At 46.9% G+C, this 2,796-nt stretch carries 1 protein-coding gene; it reads left to right on the plus strand.

Translation table 11 applies throughout. The features are described from left to right. Nucleotides 1-2,605: PBECR3 domain-containing polyvalent protein (locus tag EAO36_RS08850; RefSeq protein WP_235852426.1), on the plus strand; the 2,605-nt coding region annotated here is incomplete at its 5' end. Nucleotides 2,606-2,796 lie beyond the last annotated feature (191 nt).

The raw sequence follows: 2,796 nt of genomic DNA on the forward strand, positions 1-2,796 counted from the left end.
CGAGGTCCAGCTACACACTAACAGCAGTTGGGGGACTAAAAAAGAGTTAGACCCGATCTATCATATTATGCGAGACCCCCAAGAATTGGCAAAGCTAACAGATGAAGAAATGCTAGCCCTAAAAGAACAAAGCCGCCAAATCGCTCAAGATTTAGATTTAGATATAAGCGACTTCACTTCATACATGGTTAAATCTGATAGTGCCCAAAGTTCGGAAAAATCTGTCTTAGTGAGAAAATCGCCCACAGAGGGGAAACCCACCCAAGAGCCTTTAGAGAAGTCAAATTCAAACCGCGTTTTTTCAGAGGGGGATACGGCATATAACCGCCCCGATTCTGTGTTGCGTGAGAACGCTAATTTTTCAGGTGGCAAGGGGAATAATTTATCTTCAGGCAAAGGGAACATCACAACTCCTACAAACCAGTTACCCCAAAATACCACAACCCCCCCAACAAGCCCCTTAAATATCCACCAGCAGGCAGTGCAAGCCCGCCAAGCTAGAGAAGAGGCTAAGGCACAAGCCCAAAGGCTAGAGGCGCAAAAGCAAGCCCAAAGAGAGGCTCAAGAGCAAGAACGCCGCGCACAGGTGGCCAAAGACTACCAACAAGCCCAAGAGCAAAAGCAAGCCAGCGCAGGGGGGAAACAGAATGATATAAACCTAGAAATAGGGGAAGATATCCCCGTGACCAAGCTAAAGGGTTATAGCAGTTCTGTTAGCCTAGATGATGCGCGCATTTACCCGCTAGATTTTGTCATTGTCAAAACAAAGGATGTTAAACCCAATCTAGCCGCCGGTGTGGGCACACAGACCCGCACACAGACCAACCCCCAACGCATAGAGGAAATCGCTAAAGATTTTAAGCCCACGATGGTGTTTAATAGAGGCGGTTTTGATGATCTCCCCATTATTTTAAGCGATGGGCAAGTCATAGCGGGTAACCACAGGGCTAAGGGGATGCAAGAATTTAGCCCACAAAGCAGAGAGGCGTATGAGAGGGCTGTTTTAGAGCATTACAACACCACACTTAAAAGCGATGAACTCTTAATGCGCACGCCCAAAGAGGGCTTAGATAAGCAAGAAATCATTAACTTGGCCGCCGCGAGCAATGAAAAGCGCATTGATAGCATAGGGGATATGCTAGTGAGTGCTTTGGGCAAGTATGATGCCTATATCACGCCCCAGAATTTAGACCCTATTTTGAGAGTTGAGCACACCAGCGCGGCCACTCTGACCAATCGTTTGGCCAAGATATTAGATAGGGGCAGTGCAAGCCCCAGCGTGGAAGAACCTAGCTTAGCCCTCTTAGCCCATGTGGCGCGCAACACGCCCACATTAAACCTAGCAGAGGCCCTTAATTATGCCCAAAAGACATTAGACCCCGCAGAGTTTAAAACCCTCAAAGAGATGTTTAGCCACAACGCCCCTAGTTTTTATCTCTTAATGCGTGATGGGCGTTTCCCTAGCCTCAATCTTGCCCCCTATCTCACACCCGCCTTGCAAGCTAGCGCTACAGCCCTTAAAAGCGGTAATCGTGTGGATAATTTTACCCATATCTTAGAGCGGTTACAAACGCTTTTAACCAGCACGCACAAAGATGGCACCAATGCATTAGTCAGTCTTAATCCTTATGTTTATGAGGATATGTTGGCTGAAATTCTAGGGGCAGGTTTTGCGCGTTTTGCCCGTTTAAAGGGGGCAACAGAGAGTCTTTATGACTTTTTAAAAGAATTGCCCAATAAGTTCGTAGAAGCCTCTAGGCCCCGTCTAAGCTTTGAGGGCGTGTCTTCTAAGAAGCTAGCTGATGTCAATGTCTATGACTTTGCCAAAGAGCTCATCACCAGCACAGAAAACCCAACAACTTCTGTAATGCGCGTGGCCTCTTTGTTGCCCCAATTGGAGAAAAAGAGCGCGCAAGCCAGCCAAAGCTTAGCCAACAGCCCAGAGATGCAAATTTTGCAGAGGGCACAGAATCGTAGTGTTGGTAGGATTAAGGGCAAGATTGAGATCAAGCAGGAGGACAACCCCAAGTCCAGTGTTGCAGGGGCTAAAAAACCGCCCATCAATAAAAGCACTCTACCCACTAAGAGCACGCTAGCAGAGGACTTAAGCCCCCAAGAGATCAAAAGCCATATTGAGGGATGGGATTTAGCTAACCCTAACCCTAAAAATAAGGCCGTGATCGCCAAAGTGCAGGGGGAAGAGCTAGAACAATTGGCCAAAGAATTTAAGTTTAATGGCAATTACGCGCTAGCTAGGGAGATAGACGCACAACATGTAGCACACGCTTTGAGTAGGCATAGCGACCCTAAGATTGAGATGTCGCGCAACCAAATACCTTTGACCCTAGATGATATTAGTTATTATCCTAATATCGTTAAGAATGCAGATGTTAGGGAAGTGGAGGGCAAAAAGATTAAATACAAAAAACAGATTAACGGGCATTATGTGGTGGTGGAGGAAGTCCTAACAGCACAAAACAAGCTAAGGTTTGTAACAATGTGGAAAAGTCGGGGAAATCTAAAGAAGTGGCCAAACCTACGACCCTCCGAACGCCTTCCTCAAAGGGATACGGCCCTAGACCGAACTCTAAGGCGAGGGTTATAGTGGGCATATTCTACTAAACCTTGGCTTAAAAAGAAAGTTGCCGATAAAAAGCGATCTTTAAGGAGGACCCCCCATGCTAACCCCCTATCTTAACCAAGTCTTTCACGCCGATGCGTTAGGCTTTATGCAGGGCTTGCCTAATGCTTGTATAGATTGTGTGTGTATCGATCCGCCCTATTGTAGCGGGGGGG

The sequence above is a fragment of the Helicobacter mehlei genome, assembly GCF_003660265.1.
GTDB lineage: Bacteria > Campylobacterota > Campylobacteria > Campylobacterales > Helicobacteraceae > Helicobacter > Helicobacter mehlei.